The organism is Streptomyces sp. R818 (genome assembly GCF_056172735.1).
Window position 1 is genome coordinate 195,126 of the sequence record NZ_JAOCNE010000012.1, and the last position, 17,569, is coordinate 212,694.

Below are 17,569 nucleotides of genomic sequence, written 5' to 3' on the forward strand. Positions count from 1 at the left end.
CATCACCCCGGTCGTCAACGGACCCGCGTCGAGGAGGAACCGTGTCGGAGGAGCTCACCCCGGAGAACCCGGAGATCATGGAGGCCCCCGAGGGCGACGAGCCCATCAAGCAGCGCAAGAACGGCCTCTACCCCGGTGTCTCCGACGAGCTCGCCGAGAACATGAAGTCCGGCTGGGCCGACACCGAGCTGCACGACCTGCGGCCGATCGAGCAGGCCGCAGAGACGGCCGCGCGCCGCGCCGCCCTGTCCGCCCGCTTCCCCGGCGAGCGCATCGTCGTCCCCGCGGGCAACCTCAAGACCCGCTCGAACGACACCGAGTACGCCTTCCGCGCCTCGGTCGAGTACGCGTACCTCACCGGCAACCAGACGGAGGACGGCGTCCTCGTCCTGGAGCCCACCACGGACGGCCACCAGGCGACGATCTACCTGCTGCCGCGCTCCGACCGGGAGAACGGCGAGTTCTGGCTCGACGGCCAGGGCGAGCTGTGGGTCGGCCGCCGGCACTCCCTGACCGAGGCCGAGAAGCTCTACGGCATCCCCGCCAGTGACGTGCGCGAACTCGCCGACACGCTGCGCGGGGCCACCGGCCCGGTGCGCGTGGTGCGCGGCTACGACGCCGGCATCGAGGCCGCCCTGACCGACAAGGTCACCGCCGAGCGCGACGACGAGCTGAAGACGTTCCTCTCCGAGGCGCGCCTTGTGAAGGACGCGTTTGAAATCGGCGAGCTGCAGAAGGCGGTCGACTCGACCGTGCGCGGCTTCGAGGACGTCGTGAAGGTCCTCGACAAGGCCGAGGCGACGAGCGAGCGCTACATCGAGGGAACGTTCTTCCTGCGCGCCCGCGTCGAAGGCAACGACATCGGATACGGCTCCATCTGCGCGGCGGGCCCGCACGCCTGCACGCTGCACTGGGTGCGCAACGACGGCCCGGTCCGCTCCGGCGACCTGCTGCTGCTCGACGCCGGTGTGGAGACGCACACGTACTACACCGCCGACGTCACGCGCACGCTGCCGATCAACGGCACGTACAGCGCCGTCCAGCGCAAGATCTACGACGCCGTGTACGAGGCCCAGGAGGCCGGTATCGCGGCCGTCAAGCCGGGCGGCAAGTACCGCGACTTCCACGACGCCTCGCAGCGCGTCCTCGCCGAGAAGCTCGTCGAGTGGGGCCTCCTTGTCGAGGGCCCGGTCGAGCGCGTCCTTGAGCTGGGGCTCCAGCGCCGCTGGACCCTGCACGGCACCGGTCACATGCTCGGCATGGACGTCCACGACTGCGCGGTCGCGCGGACCGAGACGTACGTGGACGGCACGCTGGAGCCCGGCATGGTCCTCACCGTCGAGCCGGGCCTGTACTTCCAGGCCGACGACCTGACCGTGCCCGAGGAGTACCGCGGCATCGGCGTCCGCATCGAGGACGACATCCTCGTCACCGAGAACGGCAACCGGAACATGTCGGCCGGCCTGCCGCGCCAGGCCGACGAGGTCGAGGCGTGGATGGCGGGTTTGAAGGGCTGATTCTCGGCATAGAGCGGTGAATGAGGAGGCGGGACTGTGGACGCGCAGTCCCGCCTCTCCTTGCAGGCAGAGAAGACCTTGTGACGTCAGTCGAACTGAGCGGCGTGCCCGAGACGCTGCTGTGGAACCTCTACCACCGTGCCTTCGAGGCACGGCAGCCCGAGCCCGTCCTCGACGACCCGAAGGCCGTCGAACTCGTCGAGCGCGTCGACTACCCCTTCGCCGAGACGTTCGGCGAGCCCAACCCGTTGCTCGCACAGGGCCAGGCGCTGCGCGTACGGACCTTCGACGACGCCGTACGCGCCTTCCTGGCCACGCACCCGGACGGCACCGTGGTCACGCTCGCGGAGGGCCTGGAGACGCAGTTCTGGCGCGTCGACAACGGGCGGGCGGGGTGGCTGAGCGTGGAGTTGCCGGAGACGGCCGAGGTGCGGCGCGCACTGCTGCCCGGCGGGGAACGCCAGCGGGTGCTCGCCCAGTCGGCCCTCGACCTGTCCTGGCGCGACGAGGTGGACGCCTCGCGCGGCGTGCTCATCACGGCGCAGGGACTGCTGATGTATCTGCGGCCGCCCGAGGTCCGGGAGTTGATCGCGGGCTGCGCCGAGCGGTTCGGTGGTGGGGCCCTCGTCTTCGACGCCGTGCCGCGCTGGTTCAGTGAGCGGACGGTGAACGGGCAGATGCGCACGAAGCAGGGGTACAGCACGCCGCCGATGCCGTGGGGGCTGAACGCGGGGGAGCTGGACAAGGTCCGCACGGCGCACCCCGCCATCAGCGACGTACGGGAACTGCCGCTGCCGCGAGGGCGCGGCATGTACTACAGGACGCTGGCACCGCTGATCGGGAAGGTGCCCGCACTGCGGAATCTACGGCCGACCATGACGGCCGTCGCGCGCTTCGGGTGACAAGGCGGCGCGGGATCACACCGCCATGAGCGGGGTGTCCTTGCGCCACTTCAGGAGCTTGTCGAAGCTGACCACCGTGCCGGGTCTGCCGGGCTTGGTGGCGACGTCGACGTGGTCGGCCAGTTCGTGGATCAGGCCGAGGCCGCGGCCGTGCTCGGCGTCGTCGGGTGCCTGACGCGGCGCCGTGCGGCCTCGGAGCGGGGCGATGCCGGGTCCCGAGTCGGCGACCTCGATGCGGCACTTCTCGCCGTCCAGGTAGGCGGTGACCCGGTACGCGCCCGAGGCCTCGCCGGCGGAGTGGGGGCCGCCGTGCTCGACCGCGTTCGCACACGCCTCGCTGAGGGCGACCGACAAGTCGTAGAGGATTTCCGGGTCGACGCCCGCGGTCTCCATGGTGCCGACCAGAAGGCGTCTGGCGAGCGGCACGCTCGCAGCCTCGCGCCGCAGATGGAGGGACCACCAGATGCTCATGCTCCAGCCTCCTGGCCGCGGCTCGACATACCGATACGTATTGCCAGCACCGGCCGCGCGCAATCGCGCAGTTGTCGTGGAACCGCCCATATGGCCGACGCGAGCCGGGCACTCGTCGCGGTAAGGGAGATTTACGACCTTGCGGACCTGCCGTATGGGACGGGTAAGGCCAGTGGGATGATGACCACGCCATGTCTGCCCCCCACCCGCGCAGGACGCGCAGCGCGGCCGATCTCCGGCTGCTGAGGGCCGCGGTGTTCGCCGCGGTCTGCGTCGTGCTGTCCGCGGCGGGGCACGTCCTCGGATCGACCGCGACCGTCCCGCTGTGGACGCTGTCGCTCGGCTTCCTAGCGGTGTTCTGCGTGGCCGTGCCGCTTGCCGGGCGCGAGCGCTCGCTGCCGGGCATCGCCGTCACGCTGGGGATCGGGCAGATCGGCCTGCACACCCTGTTCGGGCTCGGCCAGCACGACTCGATGGGCACGGGCGGGTCGCAATTGTCCGTGGTGGAGCAGGCCGCGCACCTGATGTGCGGGGCCGGTGCCTCGGCGCTCAGCCCGGTGCAGGCACAGCGCATCCTCGACCAGGCGCGTGTCCCCACGGACACCACCGGGGGGACGCACCACGACATGGCGGTCGCGGCAAGCTCCTCGATGCCGCTGCTGCCGTCCCTGCCGATGCTCATCGGGCACCTCCTCGCCGCGGCCGGTGCCGGCTGGCTGCTGCGCCGCGGCGATCTCGCCCTGAGCCGCATCGTGCGGCTCTCGAAGGTGTCGGCGCAGCAGGTCGCCGAAGGGGCGCTCGTCCGTTCCCTGCGGGGCGCGCTCGCGCTCGTACGGGCTCTGCGAGCGGGCCTCCTCGGCGCGCTCGGGGTGCTGCCGCGCGTGCCGCACGCCGGGTTCCCGGCCCTGCCCGCCCTGCGGACGGCGGCACTTGAGCACTCCGTGATCCGGCGCGGGCCGCCGGCCGGTGCTGGCACGTTCCTTCTCGCTGCCTGACACAGCATCCGTACTCCGTGCGACCCGTGTGGTCCCGCGTGGGGTGAGGCGTGCTGTGCGGCACGCGCGCGTACCCGTGTCCTCACCGCGCCGCAACGGCGCGCGTGCTGCGCGGACGCGCCCCTCACCCTTCGCTGGATCCCGCTGAAACGTGGAGTTCACTCAGTCATGAAGAAGATGTCCCGCGCCGCTCTCGTCGGTGCCGCCGCCGTCTCCTCCGTCGTCCTCGTCTCCGCCCCCGCCTTCGCGCACGTGAGCGTGCAGCCGGAGGGCGCCGCCGCCAAGGGCGGCTACGCCGTGGTCGACTTCAAGGTGCCGAACGAGCGTGACGACGCCGCGACGGTCAAGCTCGAGGTCAGCTTCCCGACCGACCACCCGCTCGCCTCGGTGATGCCGCAGCCGATGCCGGGCTGGAAGTCCGAGGTCACCAAGTCCAAGCTCGACAAGCCGCTTGAGATGCACGGCGAGAAGATCACCAAGGCGGTCTCCAAGGTGACCTGGACGGCGACCGGGTCCGGCGCCGACAAGGGCGTCCAGCCCGGCTACTTCCAGAAGTTCCCGGTCTCGATCGGCGCCCTGCCGACCGACGCCGATGAACTCGTCTTCAAGGCGATCCAGACGTACGACAACAAGGAGGTCGTGCGCTGGATCGAGCCGCAGCAGGAGGGTCAGGAGGAGCCGGAGAACCCGGCACCCGTGCTCGCGCTGACGGCCGCCGCCGACGACGAGCACGGGGCGTCCGGCGCCTCGGACGACAAGGGCGACGACAAGGAGGCCACGGCGGCCTCCACCACGTCGTCCGACAGCTCCGACAGCGACACCACCGCTCGCGTCCTCGGCATCGTCGGCATTGTCATCGGTGCCGCCGGTGTGGCGTTCGGCGTGCTTGCGGGCCGTCGCCGCACCACCAGCTGAGCCACCCGTGACGGGTGCCGGGGCCGCGGTGGGCGGCCCCGGCACCCGCCGCCACCCTTCACATCTGGGACATTTCTCTATGCGCACGACCATGAGCACGCTCAAGAACAAGAAGCTGTTCGCCGCCGCCGGACTGGTCCTGGCGGCCTCCCTCTCCCTGTCGGCCTGCGGCAGCGGTGACGACAGCGGCAAGTCCGTCGCGGACGTCTCGACCGAGGCCGGTACGAAGAAGGCCGCGACCGTTCTCGACCAGCCCTTCAAGAAGCCGGATCTGGTCCTCACGGACACGCACGGCAAGAAGTTCGACCTGCGCGAGCAGACCAAGGACAAGCCGACCCTCGTCTACTTCGGCTACACGCACTGCCCCGACGTCTGCCCGCTGACGATGAGCAACATCGCCGTGGCCAAGAAGGCGCTGCCCAAGGCCGAGCAGGACAAGCTCCAGGTCGTCTTCGTCACCACCGACCCCGGCCGGGACACCCCGGCCGTGCTCGGCAAGTGGCTCAAGGCGCAGGACCCCGCCTTCATCGGCCTGACCGGCGACTTCGCCACGATCCAGGGCAGCGCCCGCACGCTCGGCATCTCCATCGAGCCGACCAGCAAGGACAAGAACGGCAAGCTCGTGTCGATGCACGGCACGCAGGTCATCGCCTTCTCGCCGAAGACGAACGCCGGGTACGTCCTCTACGGCGAGGACGCCACGGTCGACGACTACACCAAGGACCTGCCCAAGATCATCAAGGGGGCGACCCCGTGAGGCGCGCTCCCATGGCCCTGGGCGCCATAGTCCTCGCCTGCGGGCTCGCGCTGACCGCCTGCGGGTCCGACAGTTCCGGTGACACACCGGAACTGAAGGTGGAGGGCGCGTTCATCCCCGAGCCCGCGTCCGATGACATGGCGGCCGGGTTCTTCCTCGTACGCAACGGCGGCGGCGCCGACACCCTCTCCTCCGTCAGCAGCGACATCGCCGGGCAGGTCACCCTGCACAGCACCAAGGACGGCGTGATGAAGGAGCAGGACTCCTTCGCCGTCCCCGCCGACGGTGAGCTGGACTTCGCACGCGGTGGCAATCACCTCATGTTCGAGAACCTGAAGCGGAAGCCGAAGGAGGGGGACAAGGTGTCGGTGAAGCTGCGCTTCGACAAGGCGGGAACCGTCACCGTCTCCTTCCCGGTGAAGGCCGCCACCTACAACCCGGCGTCGCACACGTCGTCGCACGCTTCTCACTGAAGGGGCTGACCCGTACGTGAAGACCATCGCTCCCCGTCCCGGGCGCCCGGTGCCGCGCTTCCGGCACCTGGTGCTGCTGTTCCTCGCCGTCACCGGCGCGCTCCTGGCCGGTGCCGCGCCCGCGTCCGCGCACGCCGCGCTGACCGGGAGCGACCCCCAGCAGGGAGCGGTGGTCGAGACGGCGCCCGAGCAGGTCTCCCTGACCTTCTCCGAGGACGTCGCCATGTCGAGCGGCTCGGTGCGCGTCCTCGACCCCGCGGGCAAGCGCGTCGACAGCGGCCAGGTCGGCCACCCCGGCGGCACCACGTACACCGTGGGGCTCCACTCGGGCCTGCCCGACGGCACCTTCACCGTCGCCTACCAAGTCGTCTCCGCCGACAGCCACCCCGTCTCCGGCGCCTTCACCTTCTCCATCGGGGCTCCCTCCAAGACCACCGCGGTCGTCTCCGACCAGAACGCGGGCGGAGGCGTCGTCGGCGCTCTCTACGGCACCGCGCGCTACGTCTCGTACGCGGGCTTCATCCTGCTCGTGGGCGGCGCCGCGTTCGTGCTCGGCTGCTGGCCGCGCGGTGCCGGGATCAAGCCCGTGCAGCGCGTCGTCGTCAGCGGCTGGACCGCGCTGACCGCGGCCACGCTCGCCCTGCTGCTGATGCGCGGCTCGTACACCGGCTCCGGCAAGGTCGGCGACATCTTCGACATGACGCTGCTCAGCCAGGTGCTGCAGACGAAGTCGGGCGCGGCCCTCACGTCGCGCCTCCTGCTGCTCGCGGCGGCCGCCCTCTTCATCGCCGTCCTCTTCGGGGCGTACGTGAAGCGGGCCGAGGACGGGGACAAGAAGGAGGTCAGAGACCTCACCTTCGGACTCTCCGTCGGCGGTGCCGTCGTCGCGGCGGGGCTCGCCGCGACCTGGGCCATGGCCGAGCACGCGTCGACCGGCATCCAGGCCGGTCTGGCCATGCCCGTCGACATCCTGCACCTGCTGGCCGTGGCCGCCTGGCTCGGCGGCCTGACGACCTTGCTCATCGCGTTGTACCGGGCGCCCTCCATCGAGGCGTCCGCGGTGCGGCGCTACTCCCGGGTGGCGTTCTGCAGCGTCGTCGCGCTCGCCGTGACCGGGCTCTACCAGTCGTGGCGCCAGGTCGGTTCCTGGTCCGCGCTGACCGGGACGCGCTACGGGGTGCTGTTGCTGATCAAGGTCGGCCTCGTCGCCGTCCTCGTCGGCATCGCCTGGTTCTCCCGGCGGTGGACGGGCCGGCTCTCCGAGCAGCTGACGTCCGAGGGCACCGAAGCCGCCGACGTCTCTGTCGCGCAGGTGGGACAGCAGCGCGCCCCCGAGAAGAAGAACAAGGTCACGGTCGGCGGCGGAGCCGACGGCGCTGACAGCGACGGGGAGTCGGGCCAGGACCCCGAGCGCGCCGCGCAGCTCGCCCGCCAGCGAGCCGCCGTCGCCACCGCTCGCGCCAAGCGCACGCGCGACGCCGACCCGCACCGTTTCGGTCTGCGCCGCTCGGTCCTCGCCGAGGCGGGCGTCGCGATCGTCCTGCTCGCCGTCACCACCATGCTGACCACGACCGAACCCGGCCGAACGGAGGAGGAGGCCACGTCCGCCACCTCCAGCGCGCAGACCCGGTCAGGACCGCTGTCGCTGAAGCTGCCGTTCGACACCGGCGGCACGGACGGCAAGGGCACGGTCCTGCTCGACCTGGACCCCGGCCGCACCGGCACGAACGAGATGCACCTCTATGTCCAGCGGCCCGGCGGCAAGGCCTTCGACGTCCCCGAGGTGAAGATCTCCTTCACTCTGGAGGCGAAGAAGATCGGCCCGCTGGCCGTCGTCCCCGACCGCATCGCCACGGGACACTGGACGGCGAGTGCCGTACAGGTCCCCCAGGCGGGCGACTGGAAGATCGCGGTGACCGTGCGCACCTCCGACATCGACCAAGTGACAGTCACCAAGAACGCGAAGATCGGCTGAACCACCATGGCGGACACCGAAAGCCGTACGGCCTCGCAGACGCGGGCCTCGACGGCGTCCGAAGGCATCACCCGGCGCCGGCTCATCGGGACGGCGGGCGCCACCGGCGTCGCCCTCGGCGCCGTCGGCGCGGGCGCGGGATATGCCGTGGCCGCGTCGAACGCGCCTGAGCAGGCGACGGCGCTGACCTCGCTGGGCGCGGACGAGGTGATGTTTCACGGGAAACATCAGCCCGGCATCACCACCCCGCTCCAGGCCCGCGGCCACCTCATCGCCTTCGACCTGGCCGCGGGCGCGGGCCGCAAGGAAGCCACCGCTCTGCTGCGCCGCTGGTCGGCAACGGCCGAGCGGCTGATGGCGGGCGAGGCGGCGGCGAGCGACGACACCGACGTCGCCCGTGACGCGGGCCCGTCATCGCTCACGGTCACCTTCGGCTTCGGGCACAGCTTCTTCTCCCGTACGGGGCTGGAGAAGCAGCGCCCGCCCGCCCTCGACCCGCTGCCGGACTTCTTCTCCGACCACCTCGACAAGGCCCGCAGCAACGGCGACCTGTGGGTGCAGGTCGGCGCCAATGACTCCCTGGTCGCCTTCCACGCCCTGCGCGCGCTCCAGAAGGACGCGGGCAAGGCGGCGAAGGTGCGCTGGCAGATGAACGGCTTCAACCGCTCGCCCGGCGCCACCGCCCGCCCGCTGACGACCCGCAATCTGATGGGCCAGATAGACGGCACCAACAACCCCAAGCCCGCCGACGCCGACTTCGACAAGCGGATCTTCGTGCCGGAGTCCGGCTCCCCCGCGTGGATGGCGAACGGCTCGTACGTCGTCGTACGGCGCATCCGGATGCTCCTCGACGACTGGGAGCAGCAGTCGACGGCGGCGCAGGAGAGCGTGATCGGGCGCAAGAAGTCGACCGGCGCCCCGCTGACCGGCGGCGACGAGACGACCGAACCGGATCTGGAGAAGACGGACGCGGCCGGCGACCTCGTCGTCCCCCTCAACGCCCACGCCCGCATCACCCGCCCTGACCAGAACGGCGGCGCCGCGATGCTGCGCCGCCCGTTCTCCTTCCACGACGGGTTCGACGCGGACGGCGCCCCGGACGCGGGCCTGCTCTTCATCTGCTGGCAGGCCGACCCACTGCGCGGCTTCGTCCCTGTGCAGCGCAAGCTCGACCGCGGGGACGCCCTGTCGCAGTTCATCCGTCACGAGGCGAGCGGCCTGTTCGCGGTCCCGGGCGGGGCGCGGAAGGGCGGTTACGTGGGGCAGGAGCTGCTCGAGGGGTGAGCGGGCGGCGCGGGGCGGTCGCGCCGCGTGATGCGTCCGTGAGCCGGGCCGCGCAAGGCCCATTAGGGTGACCTCATGCCAGCCAGCTACGCGTATCTCGGCCCCGAGGGCACCTTCACCGAAGTCGCCCTGCGCACGCTCCCGGAGGCTGCCACCCGCGAACTCGTCCCGATGGTGTCCGTGCCCGCGGCGCTCGACGCCGTCCGCAACGGCGAGGTCGAGGCCGCGTTCGTGCCGATCGAGAACTCCGTCGAGGGCGGCATCACCACGACCCTCGACGAGCTGGTCGCGGGCCCGCCGCTGATGATCTACCGCGAGGTGCTGCTCGACATCGCCTTCGCGCTGCTCGTACGGCCCGGCACCAAGCTCGGCGACATCAAGACCGTCACCGCGCACCCGGCCGCGCAGACGCAGGTCCGCAACTGGATGAAGACGCATCTGCCGGACGTGGCCTGGGAGTCCTCGGCGTCGAACGCGGACGGCGCCCGCCTCGTGCAGGAGGGGCGCTACGACGCCGCCTTCGCGGGGGAGTTCGCGGCCGCGCGGTACGGGCTCGAGCCCCTGGTCACCGAGATCCACGACGCACAGAACGCGCAGACCCGGTTCGTCCTGGTCGGCAGGCCCGCGCGGCCCGCGGCGCCGACCGGCGCGGACAAGACCTCGGTGGTCATCTGGCAGCGTGACGACCGCCCCGGCACGCTCATGGAACTGCTCCAGCAGTTCGCGATCCGCGGGGTCAACCTGATGCTGCTGCAGTCGCGACCCACGGGTAAGGGCATCGGCGACTACTGCTTCGCCATCGACGCGGAGGGCCACATCTCCGACCGCAGGGTGGCGGAGGCGCTGATGGGCCTGAAGCGGGAGTGCCCGCAGGTCCGCTACCTCGGCTCGTACCCGCGGGCCGGCGTCGCCGTCGAGGACGTACGGCCTCTGCGGACGGGTACCTCGGATGACGCATTCGTGACGGCGTCCGACTGGCTGACGCGCTGCCAGGACGGCCGGTTCTGAGCCGCCCGTAGCCGCACCCGGCTTTCCACACACCCTCACACCCGGTCCGAACAGCGGATTTTCTTCGTCCACAAGAGTTATCCACAGGTTTCTTCTCGACGTGGGGATAAGTCGACAGCAAGACGCGACATGGTCGACAAATCGGTCTACAGACCCCAAGTGCGTCCACAGCCCCACACGTCACCCCTCGTCGCACCACGTCCATCCTTTTCCTTCGATCAACTCTTTGGAGTGAAGCATTTCCACCCGAAAGTGAGTATGGAGCGGGTTTGATCCGGGAATCCTTCGCGATGGATGCGCCTTTCGGAACGGCCCCCTCCGGCATCCACAGATCTTTCTCACAGCCTGTGGACAACTCTTCGGCGGAACGCACACCTGTGGACAACCGAACCTCAAGTCCCGCCCGCCGCAAGGGATTCGGGTCAAGACGCAAGCCCAGAACTGGCCCTTTCGGGGAAAACGGGCCTTTTCCTTGACGAGCACCCCGACACGCGCCTACGCGCTCTTTACGTGCGTCACGAGCGAGCGCGCTTGATCTTTTTCGGCCACGTTCTGCCACTACTCCATTTCCCAGCAAATCGGTCACAAAGCGGCGCAATGGATATCGGGTCGAGAGCCGGAACCCCGCACCGGTAGCCTGGAGGGGTGATTGACCTTCGCCTGCTCCGTGAGGACCCCGACCGTGTTCGCGCCTCCCAGCGCGCCCGTGGAGAGGACGTCGCGCTCGTCGACTCCGTCCTGTCCGCCGACGAGCGGCGCAGGTCGTCCGGGCTCCGCTTCGACGAACTCCGCTCCGAGCAGAAGTCGCTCGGCAAGCTGATGGGCAAGGCCACGCCCGAGGAGCGCGCGGAACTGCTGCAGAAGGGCGAGGCCCTCAAGGCGCGCGTGAAGGCCGCCGAGGCCGAGCAGCGCGAGGCCGAGGAGGAGACCCAGCGTCTCGCCCTCAGCCTCGGCAACATCGTGCACCCCGACGTCCCGCGCGGCGGCGAGGAGGACTTCGTCGTCCTGGAGACGCACGGCACGATCCGCGACTTCGGCGCCGAGGGCTTCGAGCCCAAGGACCACCTGGAGCTCGGCGAGGCGCTCGGCGCCATCGACGTCGAGCGCGGCGCGAAGGTCTCGGGATCGCGCTTCTACTACCTGACCGGCGTCGGCGCCCTCCTGGAGCTCGCGCTCGTCAACGCGGCGATCGCGCAGGCCACCGAGGCCGGCTTCACGCCGATGCTGACCCCGGCCCTGGTGCGCCCGCGCGCCATGGAGGGCACGGGCTTCCTCGGCCAGGCCGCCGAGAACGTGTACCACCTGGAGAAGGACGACTACTACCTGGTCGGCACCTCCGAGGTCCCGCTCGCCGCGTACCACATGGACGAGATCCTCGACGCGAACCAGCTGCCGATGCGCTACGCCGGGTTCTCGCCCTGCTTCCGGCGCGAGGCGGGCACGTACGGCAAGGACACCCGCGGCATCTTCCGCGTGCACCAGTTCGACAAGGTCGAGATGTTCTCGTACGTCCACCCCGACGACGCGCAGAACGAGCACCAGCGCCTCCTCGACTGGGAGAAGCAGTGGCTGACCGGCCTCGAGCTGCCCTTCCAGGTGATCGACGTCGCCACCGGTGACCTCGGCTCCTCCGCGTCGCGCAAGTTCGACTGCGAGGCGTGGATCCCGACGCAGGGCAAGTACCGCGAGCTGACCTCGGCGTCGAACTGCGACGGCTTCCAGGCGCGCCGCCTGTCGGTCCGCATGCGCGAGGGCAAGAAGGTGCAGCCGCTCGCGACCCTGAACGGCACGCTCTGCGCGGTGCCCCGCACGATCGTCGCCCTCCTGGAGAATCACCAGCAGGCCGACGGCTCCGTGCGCGTGCCCGAGATGCTCCGGCCGTACCTCGGGGGCCGAACCACTCTTGACCCCAAGTAACCGCAGCCTGGAGCCGATCCCCCAGTGAGCCACCCCGCTCCCCTCGCCCCCGCCTTCCCGTACAAGCTCGTCGCGACCGATCTCGACGGAACGTTGCTGCGCTCCGACGACACGATCTCCGCGCGCACGCGGGACGCGCTGTCCGCGGTCACGGCGGCGGGCGCCGCGCACATCATCGTGACCGGCAGGGCCGTGCCCTGGACCCGCCACATCCTCGACGACCTCGGCTACGACGGGATCGCGGTGTGCGGCCAGGGCGCGCAGGTCTATCACGCGGGGGAGCACCGCCTCCTCACGTCGGTGACGCTCGACCGGCAGCTCGCCGGGCTGGCGCTCGCCAAGATCGAGGCGGAGATCGGTCCGCTGGCGCTCGCCGCGAGCCGTGACGGGCTGGACGGCGAGGTCATCGTCGGCCCCGGCTACCACGAGGGCGGTGGCCTGCCCGCGACGCCGTTCACGGACATCGCCGAGCTGTGGGCCGCGCCGCTCAACAAGGTCTACGTCCAGCACCCGAAGCTCAGCGACGACCAGCTCGCGGAGGCCGCGCGCACCGTCGCCGGTGATCTGGTGGGCGTCACGATGGCGGGCGAGGGCATCGTGGAGCTGCTGCCGCTCGGCCTCTCGAAGGCGACGGGGCTCTCGCTCGCCGCGCGCCGTCTCGGCGTCAAGGCCGCCGACACGATCGCGTTCGGCGACATGCCCAACGACATCCCGATGTTCGCCTGGGCGGCTCACGGCGTGGCGATGGCCAACGCCCACGAGAGCCTCAAGGAGGTCGCCGACGAGGTGACCGCGTCGCACCAGGACGACGGGATCGCGGTCGTGCTCGAACGACTGCTGGGCTGAGCCACTGCTGAGCCGCACCGGCAACCGGTGCGGCTCGTGGCGGAGGATGCGCGGATCGAACGCGCGCGGGGCTTCCACCCCGACGACGGCTTAGCGGGCCGCTGCCTTACCACTCGGCCAATCCTCCGGGAGGGGCGGCCCGCGTGCCGCTGAGGGCACGCGCTCGAAGCGGCCGCCCCGGGCAGCACCCCTGGGGCGGACCTCGACGGAGTGTGATGACTACTCCGGAGCCTGCCTCGGGCTGCCCCGCAGGGAGCTCGACGGACTACTGACGGACATCGTCGCGCTCCTCTCCCGGCGGGTGAGCGCCGGTGGGTCTCCGGCGCGGTGCGGCTTGGTGCGGCTTGGTGCGGTGCAGCGGTGCAGCGGTGCAGTCTGGTGCGGTGTTACGACAACTACTGTGCCTCGGGGCCGAGTTGACCGCCACCGAATTAAGCGCGGGTGCTCACGCGGTCATCGCCTACGCCACCTGCGACGCCGTGCCTTGCTGAAGAACCAGCCGGCGGGCGGCTCGTCCGAGCGCCACGGCTGCGGATCCGGGCCGCCGTCGCGCCACCGCGCGGCGAGCATACGGGCACGGGCGGACGGTTCCGCCGTCTCGGCGGCGCGTATGAAGTCGGTGTCCAGGACCACGCCGTCCCAGGGGTCGCCCTGGCCGGGCCGGGCCCCCTCGCCGGTCGGCTCCTCGGTCATCGTCGATCCTCCTCGGGTGGCTGTCGGAGCACGCACCCTCCCATCAGTGTCCCGATGGGAGGGTGAAGGCGGCATGAAGAAGAGCACGGAGCCGGGACGGCTCGGGTCCTACTCCTCCCCCGCCAGCTTCAGCGCCCGCAGCCGCTGGCCCGCGTACCAGGTCGCCGCCACGGTCACGCCCGCGAGGAGCACCGTGGCGAGCGGCAGGCCCACGTCCGAGGTGATGAGGTCGCCGCCGGACACCTTGTGGGCGACCGCGAGGGACCACTGCTGCACGCTGAGCGTGCGGGCACCGGCGACCAGGGAACCGAACAGCGACTCCCATACGAGCGCGTAGACCAGGCCGAACACGACGGCGTGCCGGGTGACCGTGCCCAGGAGCAGGAAGATCGCGGCGTACGCGATGGAGGCGACCAGGGCGGCGATCGTGTAGGCGACGGCGAGCTGCTGGCCGTTCCCGTTCAGGATGAGACCCGCGATCAGCGTCGGGACGGCCGAGAAGACCATGGTCACGGCGATCGCCACGATGAGCTTGGTGAAGATGATCGTGGGGCGCTTGACCGGCTTGGACAGGAGATAGACCACGGACCCGTCGTCGATCTCGGGCCCGATGGCTCCGGTGCCCGCGATGACGCCGATGAGCGGCACCATCGTGGCGAGCGCGAAGCCGCCGAGGACGTTGGAGGCGGTCTGGTCGTCCGCTCCGGTGAGGCCGCGCACCAGCGCGGAGATCACGACAAGTAGTACAGGCAGCGCGAACAGGATGAGGGCGCGGCGCCGGCCGAGCAGGGCCCGGTAGGTGAGGCGGGCGACAGTGGGGTCGTACATCAGGGCCTCCTACGCCGCGACGAGATACGAGAAGACGGACTCGAGGGACTCGTCGGACGGCGAGACCGTGAGCAGGCGGATGCCGTGCGCCCGCGCGACCTGCGGCAGCAGGGTGGTGAACCGGCCGAAGTCGACGGCCTGGACGCGCAGCGCGCCTTCCTTCAGGTCGACCTCGATGCCCGCCGTCGAGGGGTCCGCGATCAGCACGGCTGCCAGCGCCCGGTCGTCGCTGGAGCGGATCAGGTAGCGGTGCGGGCGGTCGGTCATCAGGCGGCGGATCTTGCGGAAGTCACCACTGGCCGCGTGGCGCCCGGCGACGATCACCTCGATGTGCGAGGCGAGCTGTTCGACCTCTTCGAGGATGTGGGAGGAGAAGAGCACGGTGCGCCCCTCGTCGCCCATGCGCCGCAGGAGGTCCATGAGCTGCATGCGCTGGCGCGGGTCCATGCCGTTGAAGGGCTCGTCCAGGAGCAGCACGGACGGTTCGTGGACGAGGGCGGAGGCCATCTTCACGCGCTGCCGCATGCCCTTGGAGTACGTCGAGATCTTGCGGTCCTGCGCGTACTCCATCTCGACCGTGGCGAGCGCCCGCTGGGCCTCCTTCTTGCCGAGGCCGTGCAACTCGGCGTTGGCGACGACGAACTCCTTGCCCGTGAGGAAGTCGTACATCGCCTCCCGCTCGGGAACGATGCCGATGTGGCGGTAGATCTGCTCGTTGCGCCAGATCGGCTGCCCGTCGAGGGTCACCGATCCGTTCGACGGGGCGAGGAAGCCGCCCATCATGTTGATGAGCGTGGACTTTCCCGCGCCGTTCGGGCCGAGGAGGCCGGTCACGCCGGGGCCGATCGTCATCGTGACGTCGTTGACGGCCACGACGTTGCCGAACCAGCGCGAGACGTGGTCGATGTTGATCGCGGTCACAGTCCGACCTTCCGGTAGCGGCGCATCAGCAGCCCGTAGGAGCCGGCGATGAGCCCGAGTACGACGAGCAGATAGACCACGCCCTGGCCCGCGCCGGGGCCGTCGGCGCCGGGGAAGGCGGAGGTGGCGCCCAGGAAGGCGGTCTGTACGCCGTCGATGAGCGTGATCGGCGAGAAGAGGCCGAGCCAGGACACCGCGCTTTCGTTGTCCTGGTTGTAGGCGATCGCCTGCACCGTGGAGACCGCGCCGTAGGAGATGGTCAGGACGGCGATGACGGCGGCGATGCCGAAGCCGCGGCGCGGGGTGACGGCGGAGACGACGAGGCCTATCCCGGCGAAGAGCAGTGACAGCAGGGCCACGGAGACCAGTCCCTGTCCGAATCCCTTGGTCTGCTCGGAGAAGTCCAGCTTGGCGAGCAGAGAACCTACGTAGAGGACGAGCAGCGGGGCGGCCGTGAGGATGAACAGGGCCGACGTCATGGCGGCGTACTTCGCGACCACGTAGTCCACGCGCTCGATCGGGCGTGAGAAGTACAGCGGCACCGACTTGAAGCGCAGGTCGCGGGAGACGGCCTGCGGCGCCTGTGACGCCACGTAGAGACCGATCACCGCCTGGAGGATGATCGCGTAGCGCGTGTAGTCGACGGGGAGGTCCTTCGCCTTGGTGGCGACGGCGACCGCGACCATGATCAGCGCGGGGACGCACATCACGACGAAGAGCAGCATCGGCAGCACTTTGGACTTGGCCGAGCGGCCGAGTCCGTACGCGCCGCGCAGGCTCTGCGAGAACAGCGAGCGACGGGCGTACGCGCGCCCGAGGCGCGGGCCGTCGTAGTGGCGGTAGCCGATGTTGTGGATCTGGGTGGACGCACGGTCCGTGGCCATGGGCTCAGTGGTCATCGCGCGAGCCTCCCGTCTGCTGTGCGGCGGCGGTGGCCGCCCAGGCGGCGGCGCGCTCGGAGGACTGGTCCCGGTGGGCCTCGTCCTGGTCGGCCCGGTCCTCCAGGGGGCGGAAGACCTCCGCGATGTGGTGCCTGCGCTGTTCCATGCGGACCAGGCCGAGGCCCAGGTCGGCGACGATGTCGCGCACGATGTCGTACGTCTCCTCGCCCTGGGCGGTGAGCAGGACGGTGTGGCCCGCGCCGGGCAGCTCGCCGCCGGTGGTCGTCTCCATCCCGCGCCGGGCGAACGCCTCGCGCAGCGCCGCTGTTCCGTCGGGGTGTTCGTCGCTGTCGGTGACCTCGATCGCGAGTGTCGCCGTGTTCTGCGTGAAGTCGGTGGTGGAGCTGGAGCGCAGCAGCTTGCCGCCGTCGATGACGACGACGTGGTCGCAGGTGCGCTCGAGCTCGCCGAGCAGGTGCGAGGTGACCAGGACCGAGATGCCGAAATCGGTGTGGACGCGGCGGATGAGGTCGAGCATGTCGTCGCGGCCGACCGGGTCCAGGCCGTTCGTCGGCTCGTCCAGGAAGACCAGCTGCGGGTCGTGGACGAGGGCCTGCGCCAGCTTCACGCGCTGCTTCATGCCCGTCGAGTAGCCGCCGATGGGGCGGTAGCGCTCCTCGTACAGGCCGACGTGGCGCAGCGTGTCGGCGGTGCGCTCGCGGGCCGCGGTGGGCGGCAGCCCCGACATGCGCGCCATGTGGACGACGAACTCGGTGGCCGAGACGTCGGGTGGCAGGCAGTCGTGCTCGGGCATGTATCCCACGCGCTCGCGGATCTCACCGCCCTTGGTCGCGACGTCGAGTCCGAGCACTTCGGCACGGCCCTCGGTGGCGGGGGAGAGGCCGAGGAGGATTTTGATCATCGTGGACTTGCCGGCGCCGTTGGCTCCGACGAGTCCGGTCACCCCGGGCCCGATATCCATGGTCAGCCCGTCGAGCGCGGTCACCCGGGGGAACCGCTTGCTCAGGCTTTCGGTCGCGATCACAGTCACGGTTCGACCGTAGTGGCGCGAGCCACACGGATTCATCAGACCAGAGGGTCGACCTCCTATGAGACCTGAGTATTACGGGTCCCTAAGGGTCCTCCCTGAGTAGCCCTCCTCACCCCGTTTTCCACAACGTCCGCG

The 17,569-nt window shown here is 70.3% G+C and carries 17 protein-coding genes and 1 tRNA gene; 11 read left to right on the forward strand and 7 right to left on the reverse strand.

Annotated features, from left to right (window positions below; translation table 11 throughout):
• Positions 1-41: 41 nt before the first annotated feature.
• The gene (locus N5I75_RS27330) at positions 42-1,517 is read left to right on the forward strand and encodes an aminopeptidase P family protein (protein ID WP_476681602.1); all 1,476 of its coding nucleotides are present in this window, start codon (positions 42-44) and stop codon (positions 1,515-1,517) included.
• An 80-nt stretch (positions 1,518-1,597) separates the two neighbouring features.
• Positions 1,598-2,419, forward strand: coding sequence for a class I SAM-dependent methyltransferase (locus N5I75_RS27335; RefSeq protein ID WP_476681604.1), 822 nt, complete (start codon positions 1,598-1,600; stop codon positions 2,417-2,419).
• 15 nt (positions 2,420-2,434) lie between these two features.
• Here N5I75_RS27335 and N5I75_RS27340 read toward each other — a convergent pair whose 3' ends face one another.
• Positions 2,435-2,890 carry an ATP-binding protein gene (locus N5I75_RS27340; protein ID WP_476681606.1) on the reverse strand — a complete coding sequence of 152 codons (456 nt, stop codon included), beginning with the start codon at positions 2,888-2,890 and terminating at the stop codon, positions 2,435-2,437.
• A 191-nt stretch (positions 2,891-3,081) separates the two neighbouring features.
• Between N5I75_RS27340 and N5I75_RS27345 the strand changes: the two genes are divergently transcribed.
• From N5I75_RS27345 to N5I75_RS27385, 9 genes are all read left to right on the forward strand, one after another.
• A complete protein-coding gene (locus N5I75_RS27345; RefSeq protein ID WP_476681608.1) occupies positions 3,082-3,885 on the forward strand; it encodes a hypothetical protein in 804 nt (267 codons plus the stop codon).
• 168 nt (positions 3,886-4,053) lie between these two features.
• Positions 4,054-4,800 carry a YcnI family copper-binding membrane protein gene (locus N5I75_RS27350; RefSeq protein ID WP_476681610.1) on the forward strand — a complete coding sequence of 249 codons (747 nt, stop codon included), beginning with the start codon at positions 4,054-4,056 and terminating at the stop codon, positions 4,798-4,800.
• A 91-nt stretch (positions 4,801-4,891) separates the two neighbouring features.
• Positions 4,892-5,557, forward strand: a complete 666-nt coding sequence (locus N5I75_RS27355) for an SCO family protein (protein ID WP_476681612.1) — start codon at positions 4,892-4,894, stop codon at positions 5,555-5,557.
• Between the two features lie 11 nt (positions 5,558-5,568).
• Positions 5,569-6,030 carry a copper chaperone PCu(A)C gene (locus tag N5I75_RS27360; RefSeq protein ID WP_476682336.1) on the forward strand — a complete coding sequence of 154 codons (462 nt, stop codon included), beginning with the start codon at positions 5,569-5,571 and terminating at the stop codon, positions 6,028-6,030.
• Positions 6,031-6,046: 16 nt separating this feature from the next.
• A complete protein-coding gene (locus N5I75_RS27365) occupies positions 6,047-8,005 on the forward strand; it encodes a copper resistance CopC/CopD family protein (RefSeq protein ID WP_476681614.1) in 1,959 nt (652 codons plus the stop codon).
• A gap of 6 nt (positions 8,006-8,011) precedes the next feature.
• Complete coding sequence (efeB, locus tag N5I75_RS27370; protein ID WP_476681616.1) at positions 8,012-9,289, forward strand: iron uptake transporter deferrochelatase/peroxidase subunit; 1,278 nt, start codon at positions 8,012-8,014, stop codon at positions 9,287-9,289.
• 75 nt (positions 9,290-9,364) lie between these two features.
• Positions 9,365-10,297: a prephenate dehydratase gene (gene pheA, locus N5I75_RS27375; RefSeq protein ID WP_476681618.1), complete on the forward strand. Its 933-nt coding sequence runs from the start codon at positions 9,365-9,367 to the stop codon at positions 10,295-10,297.
• A 645-nt stretch (positions 10,298-10,942) separates the two neighbouring features.
• The gene (gene serS / locus N5I75_RS27380) at positions 10,943-12,214 is read left to right on the forward strand and encodes a serine--tRNA ligase (RefSeq protein WP_476681620.1); all 1,272 of its coding nucleotides are present in this window, start codon (positions 10,943-10,945) and stop codon (positions 12,212-12,214) included.
• A 24-nt stretch (positions 12,215-12,238) separates the two neighbouring features.
• Positions 12,239-13,060, forward strand: a complete 822-nt coding sequence (locus tag N5I75_RS27385) for an HAD family hydrolase (RefSeq protein ID WP_476681622.1) — start codon at positions 12,239-12,241, stop codon at positions 13,058-13,060.
• A 37-nt stretch (positions 13,061-13,097) separates the two neighbouring features.
• Here N5I75_RS27385 and N5I75_RS27390 read toward each other — a convergent pair.
• The 6 genes from N5I75_RS27390 to N5I75_RS27415 all read right to left on the reverse strand — a co-directional run bounded on the left by N5I75_RS27390 (position 13,098) and on the right by N5I75_RS27415 (position 17,428).
• A tRNA-Ser gene (locus N5I75_RS27390) sits at positions 13,098-13,187 on the reverse strand.
• A gap of 326 nt (positions 13,188-13,513) precedes the next feature.
• Positions 13,514-13,753, reverse strand: coding sequence for an SGM_3592 family protein (locus N5I75_RS27395; RefSeq protein WP_476681624.1), 240 nt, complete (start codon positions 13,751-13,753; stop codon positions 13,514-13,516).
• A gap of 108 nt (positions 13,754-13,861) precedes the next feature.
• Entirely contained in the window at positions 13,862-14,581 is a 720-nt protein-coding gene (locus N5I75_RS27400; RefSeq protein WP_476681626.1) for an ABC transporter permease, read from the reverse strand.
• Between the two features lie 9 nt (positions 14,582-14,590).
• Positions 14,591-15,502, reverse strand: a complete 912-nt coding sequence (locus tag N5I75_RS27405; RefSeq protein WP_476681627.1) for an ABC transporter ATP-binding protein — start codon at positions 15,500-15,502, stop codon at positions 14,591-14,593.
• Positions 15,499-16,401 carry an ABC transporter permease gene (locus tag N5I75_RS27410; RefSeq protein WP_476681629.1) on the reverse strand — a complete coding sequence of 301 codons (903 nt, stop codon included), beginning with the start codon at positions 16,399-16,401 and terminating at the stop codon, positions 15,499-15,501. The genes N5I75_RS27405 and N5I75_RS27410 overlap by 4 nt, the downstream gene beginning before the upstream one ends.
• A complete protein-coding gene (locus N5I75_RS27415; protein ID WP_476682338.1) occupies positions 16,391-17,428 on the reverse strand; it encodes an ABC transporter ATP-binding protein in 1,038 nt (345 codons plus the stop codon). The genes N5I75_RS27410 and N5I75_RS27415 overlap by 11 nt, the downstream gene beginning before the upstream one ends.
• Positions 17,429-17,569 lie beyond the last annotated feature (141 nt).

Coding starts and splice junctions, on each gene's coding strand:
- N5I75_RS27340 (WP_476681606.1), bottom strand. CDS start 2,890: ATGAGCATCTGGTGGTCCCTCCATCTGCGGCGCGAGGCTGCGAGCGTG.
- N5I75_RS27345 (WP_476681608.1), top strand. CDS start 3,082: ATGTCTGCCCCCCACCCGCGCAGGACGCGCAGCGCGGCCGATCTCCGG.
- N5I75_RS27350 (WP_476681610.1), top strand. CDS start 4,054: ATGAAGAAGATGTCCCGCGCCGCTCTCGTCGGTGCCGCCGCCGTCTCC.
- N5I75_RS27355 (WP_476681612.1), top strand. CDS start 4,892: ATGAGCACGCTCAAGAACAAGAAGCTGTTCGCCGCCGCCGGACTGGTC.
- N5I75_RS27360 (WP_476682336.1), top strand. CDS start 5,569: ATGGCCCTGGGCGCCATAGTCCTCGCCTGCGGGCTCGCGCTGACCGCC.
- efeB (WP_476681616.1), top strand. CDS start 8,012: ATGGCGGACACCGAAAGCCGTACGGCCTCGCAGACGCGGGCCTCGACG.
- pheA (WP_476681618.1), top strand. CDS start 9,365: ATGCCAGCCAGCTACGCGTATCTCGGCCCCGAGGGCACCTTCACCGAA.
- N5I75_RS27395 (WP_476681624.1), bottom strand. CDS start 13,753: ATGACCGAGGAGCCGACCGGCGAGGGGGCCCGGCCCGGCCAGGGCGAC.
- N5I75_RS27400 (WP_476681626.1), bottom strand. CDS start 14,581: ATGTACGACCCCACTGTCGCCCGCCTCACCTACCGGGCCCTGCTCGGC.
- N5I75_RS27410 (WP_476681629.1), bottom strand. CDS start 16,401: ATGACCACTGAGCCCATGGCCACGGACCGTGCGTCCACCCAGATCCAC.